Annotated in this window: 4 protein-coding genes; all 4 read left to right on the forward strand. The window is 62.3% G+C overall.

Annotated features, from left to right (window positions below; genetic code table 11):
* Positions 1-2,473: formate dehydrogenase-N subunit alpha (gene fdnG / locus D8U70_RS26995; RefSeq protein ID WP_130930151.1), on the forward strand; the 2,473-nt coding region annotated here is incomplete at its 5' end.
* Positions 2,474-3,409: a formate dehydrogenase subunit beta gene (gene fdxH, locus D8U70_RS27000; RefSeq protein ID WP_130930152.1), complete on the forward strand. Its 936-nt coding sequence runs from the start codon at positions 2,474-2,476 to the stop codon at positions 3,407-3,409.
* The gene (locus D8U70_RS27005) at positions 3,406-4,071 is read left to right on the forward strand and encodes a formate dehydrogenase subunit gamma (RefSeq protein ID WP_110645358.1); all 666 of its coding nucleotides are present in this window, start codon (positions 3,406-3,408) and stop codon (positions 4,069-4,071) included. The genes fdxH and D8U70_RS27005 overlap by 4 nt, the downstream gene beginning before the upstream one ends.
* Positions 4,072-4,074: 3 nt before the next feature.
* Positions 4,075-5,001 (forward strand): formate dehydrogenase accessory protein FdhE, encoded by a 927-nt coding sequence (fdhE, locus tag D8U70_RS27010; RefSeq protein ID WP_130930153.1) that lies wholly within the window; start codon positions 4,075-4,077, stop codon positions 4,999-5,001.
* The last annotated feature ends 156 nt before the right edge of the window (positions 5,002-5,157 follow it).

Below are 5,157 nucleotides of genomic sequence, written 5' to 3' on the forward strand. Positions count from 1 at the left end.
CGGCCCGACGGTGGCAAGTCTTGCCCCGACGTACGGCCGTGGTGCCATGACCAACACCTGGACCGATATCGCCAACGCGAATCTGATCCTGGTAATGGGTGGCAACGCAGCAGAAGCGCATCCGTGCGGCTTCAAATGGGTGACCGAGGCCAAGGCGCATAACGCTGCGCGGCTGATCGTGGTCGATCCGCGTTTTACCCGGACCGCTTCGGTGGCTGACTATTACGCGCCGATCCGCACCGGCACCGACATCGCCTTCATGGGCGGGTTGATCAATTACCTGCTGACCGAGGACAAGATCCAGCACGAGTACGTGCGCAATTACACCGACGTGTCGTTCATCGTCAAAGCCGGTTATGGCTTCGAAGACGGCCTGTTCAGCGGCTATGACGCGGAAAAACGCAGCTACACCGACAAGTCCGGCTGGGGTTACGAATTCGCCGAGGACGGTTTCGTCCGCGTCGACCCGACCCTGCAAGACCCGCGCTGCGTCTATCAACTGATGAAGCAGCATTACAGCCGCTACAACATCCAACTGGCCAGCCAGATCTGCGGCATGCCGGTCGACGCGATGCAGAAAATCTGGGAAGAAATTGCCACCTGCTCGACGCCGGGCAAGACCATGACGATTCTTTATGCGCTCGGCTGGACGCAGCACTCGATCGGCGCGCAGATCATCCGCAGCGCGGCGATGGTGCAATTGCTGTTGGGCAATGTCGGCATGCCTGGCGGTGGCGTCAATGCGCTGCGCGGGCACTCGAACATTCAGGGCCTGACCGACCTCGGCCTGCTGTCCAACGCCTTGCCCGGCTACCTCACGCTGCCCAGCGACAGCGAGCAGGATTACGGTCAGTTCATCTTCAAACGCACGCAGGTGCCGCTCAGACCGGGGCAGCTTTCGTACTGGCAGAACTACAGCAAATTCCACGTCAGCCTGATGAAATCCTGGTACGGCGCCAATGCCACCGCCGAGAACAACTGGCTGTTCGACCATTTGCCCAAGCTCGACATCCCCAACTACGACGTGCTGAAGATGTTCGACCTGATGAGCCAGGGCAAGGTCAACGGCTACTTCTGCCAAGGCTTCAATCCGATCGCTGCGTTGCCGGACAAGAACCGCGTGATGGGCGCCTTGGCCAAGCTCAAGTGGCTGGTGGTGATGGACCCGCTCGCCACGGAAACCTCGCAGTTCTGGCAGAACGTCGGGCCTTACAACGATGTGAAAACCGCTGAAATCCAGACCGAAGTCATTCGCTTGCCGACCACCTGTTTTGCCGAGGAAGACGGCTCGCTGGTCAACAGCAGCCGCTGGCTGCAATGGCACTGGAAGGGCGCCGATGGCCCGGGCGAAGCGCAGACCGACATCCGCATCATGAGCGAACTGTTCCTGCGCCTGCGCCAGCGTTATCAGAGCGAGGGCGGCAAGTTTCCTGATCCGCTGCTGAAACTGTCGTGGCCGTACAAGATCCCCGACGAGCCTTCACCGGAAGAACTGGCGCGGGAGATCAACGGCACCGCCGTCAGCGATTTCACCGATGCCAGCGGCGTCACGGTCAAGGCCGGTACGCAACTGGCCGGCTTCGGTTTACTCAAGGATGACGGCAGCACCGCGTCCGGTTGCTGGATTTTCGCCGGCAGCTGGACCGAGGCCGGCAACCAGATGGCCCGTCGCGACAACGCCGATCCATTCGGCATGCACCAGCATCAGGGCTGGGCCTGGGCCTGGCCGGCGAATCGGCGGATTCTCTACAACCGCGCCTCGGCGGACCCGGCGGGCAAACCGTGGGACCCGAAAAAGCGGCTGGTGTGGTGGAACGGCAAGACCTGGACCGGCACCGATGTGCCGGACTACAAGGCCGACGTGCCGCCGGAAGCCGGGATGAATCCGTTCATCATGAACCCCGAGGGCGTTGCGCGGTTCTTCGCCGTCGACAAGATGAACGAAGGGCCATTCCCTGAGCACTACGAGCCGTTCGAAACGCCGATCGGCATCAACCCGCTGCACCCGCAGAACAAGAAGGCCACCAGCAACCCGGCGGCGCGGATCTTCGATTCGGTCTGGGAAACCCTCGGCGAGGCCAAGGACTTCCCGTACGCCGGCACCAGTTACCGGCTCACCGAGCATTTCCACTTCTGGAGCAAGCACTGCAAGTTGAACGCGATCGCCCAGCCCGAGCAGTTCGTCGAAATCGGCGAGGTGCTGGCGAACGAGAAGGGCATCGCTGCCGGTGATCGCGTGCGCGTCAGCTGCAAGCGCGGGTTTATCGAGGCGGTGGCGGTAGTGACGAAAAGGATCCGGCCGCTGCAGGTCAACGGCCAGGTCGTGCATCAGATCGGCATCCCGCTGCACTGGGGTTTTACCGGCCTGACGCGTCACGGTTACCTGACCAACACCCTGGTGCCGTTCCTCGGCGATGGCAACACTCAGACCCCGGAATCCAAGTCATTCCTGGTCAACGTGGAGAAACTGTAAATGGCCAGCCAAGACATCATTGCCCGCTCGGCCACCACCACCGTGCCGCCGTCGGTGAGGACTCAGCAAGGCGTCGCCAAGCTGATCGACACCACCAAATGCATCGGTTGCAAGGCCTGCCAGGTCGCCTGCTCGGAATGGAACGAGCTGCGCGACGAGGTCGGTCACAACCACGGCACCTACGACAATCCGCAGGATCTGACGGCGGATTCGTGGACGCTGATGCGCTTCACCGAGCACGAAACCGACGCCGGCAACCTTGAGTGGCTGATCCGCAAGGACGGCTGCATGCACTGCGCCGAACCTGGTTGCCTGGCCGCGTGCCCGAGCCCCGGGGCGATCATTCAGCACGCCAACGGCATCGTCGATTTCGATCAGGACCACTGCATCGGTTGTGGCTATTGCATCACCGGTTGCCCGTTCAACATTCCGCGCATTTCGCAGAAAGACCACAAGGCCTACAAATGCACGCTGTGTTCCGATCGGGTTGCGGTAGGGCTGGAGCCGGCCTGCGTGAAAACCTGCCCGACCGGCGCGATCGTCTTCGGCACCAAGGAAGACATGAAGGAACACGCCGCTGAACGCGTCGTCGACCTGAAAAGCCGTGGCTTTGAAAATGCCGGTCTGTACGACCCGGCAGGCGTTGGTGGCACCCACGTGATGTACGTGCTGCATCACGCCGATACGCCGAAAATCTATGCAGGTTTGCCGGACCATCCGGCGATCAGTCCGCTGGTGGGTTTGTGGAAAGGCATCAGCAAACCCCTCGGCCTGCTGGCGATGGGCGCGGCGGTGCTGGCCGGGTTCTTCCACTACGTGCGCATCGGCCCGAATCGCGTCGAGGAGGACGAGCATCCGACGCCACCCGACACCTCAGTGCACGTGGTCGACCCGGCGGTGCATACCTTCGATCCACGCGGGGAGGAGCGGCCATGAGCAACAAGACGATCCTGCGTTACAGCGCCAACCAGCGCACCAATCACTGGCTGGTGGCGATTCTGTTTTTCATGGCCGGGTTGTCCGGGCTGGCGTTGTTTCATCCGTCGCTGTTCTGGCTCAGTAACCTGTTCGGCGGCGGCACCTGGACGCGGATCCTGCACCCGTACATGGGCATCGCCATGTTCGTGCTGTTCCTCGGTCTGGTGTTCAGCTTCTGGCGCACCAACTTCTTCATCGCCAATGACCGCCAGTGGCTGCGGCGGATCAACCGGGTGATGGTCAACGACGAAGAAAGCGTGCCTCCGGTGGGCAAATACAACGCCGGGCAGAAGTTGCTGTTCTGGACTTTACTGCTGTGCATGCTCGCGTTGCTGTTCACCGGGCTGGTGATCTGGCGCGCGTGGTTCAGCGCGTATTTCGGCATTAGCGTGATCCGCTGGGCCATGCTGTTGCATGCGCTGGCCGGGTTCGTGCTGGTGCTGAGCATCATCGTGCACATCTACGCCGGTTTGTGGATCAAGGGTTCGGTCGACGCCATGCTGCATGGCTGGGTCAGCCGGCCGTGGGCGAAGAAACACCATGAACTGTGGTACCGCGAGGTGACCCGCGACGAACAGCCTCGGGACGTGCCCGAGCGACCGCTGACGAAAAAGGGCTGACTTTTGCCAAGCATTCTTGAACCTGGGGAAATCGAGGCGGCGGCCAGTTCGCCGCCGTTTCTGTATCTGCCGCCGCGTGACCTGTTTGCCCTGCGTGCAGAGCGGCTTGAGCGTCTGGCCGAGGGCAATGGGTTGGCGGATTATCTGCGGCTGATGGCCGGGTTGTGCCGGGCGCAGCAGCAGGTCTTCGACGATCCGCCGCTGACCGCGCCGTTTGATGCGCAGCGTTTCGAAGCCTGTCAGCAGCACGGTCTGCCGCCGTTCGCCGCAGACACTTTGGTGCGCGAGGATGCCTGGCAGCCGTGGCTGGATGCTTTGCTGCAGCGCTATGTGCCAGCGGATCAGCCTGCGGTGATCGACGCGCTGGACACGCTGCGCGCCGCCAGTCCCGGCCAGTTGCGCGCGTGGGCGGTGGCGCTGGTCAGTGGGCAATACTCGCTAGTCCCAGCGGCGCTGGTGCCGTTTCTCGGCGCGGCGCTGCAAACCGCCTGGAGCCACTGGCTGCTGAGTGTGCCGCAGCTGCAACTCAAACCCGGTGACAGCCTCAGCCAATGCCCGGCCTGTGGTTCACCGGCCATGGCCGGGGTGATTCGCCATCGCGGCAAGCACAACGGTTTGCGTTATCTGGTGTGTTCGCTGTGTGCCTGCGAATGGCACGTGGTGCGGGTCAAGTGCGTGTATTGCGAGCAGAGCAAGGGCCTTGAATATCTCAGCGAGGAAGACGACCGCCACAGCGCCGAACAGGCCCCGCTGCGCGCCGAAGTCTGCCCGAGCTGCAACAGCTACCTGAAATTGCTCTATCTGGAAAACGATGCCGAAGCCGAGGCGTTGTCGGCGGATCTCGGCAGCTTGCTGCTGGACATGCGCCTGGCCCAGGACGGCTATCAGCGTCTGGCCCCCAATCTGCTGCTGGCGCCGGGAGACGACTGACCAGAGCAAAATTGTGGGAGGGGGTGTGCTCCCACAGGTCTATGTGCCGAATCACAAAGCCCGGTCAGCCCCGGATTTCCCTGTGGGAGCGAGCTTGCTCGCGAAGGCGTCAGGTCAGCCACCTCCACATTGACTGACACACCGCATTCGCGAGCA

This window comes from Pseudomonas sp. Sample_20, from assembly GCF_004307585.1.
GTDB lineage: Bacteria > Pseudomonadota > Gammaproteobacteria > Pseudomonadales > Pseudomonadaceae > Aquipseudomonas > Aquipseudomonas atacamensis.

What these genes read in the sequence shown, in the direction of transcription:
- fdxH (WP_130930152.1), top strand. Translation starts at nt 2,474, where the DNA reads ATGGCCAGCCAAGACATCATTGCCCGCTCGGCCACCACCACCGTGCCG.
- D8U70_RS27005 (WP_110645358.1), top strand. Translation starts at nt 3,406, where the DNA reads ATGAGCAACAAGACGATCCTGCGTTACAGCGCCAACCAGCGCACCAAT.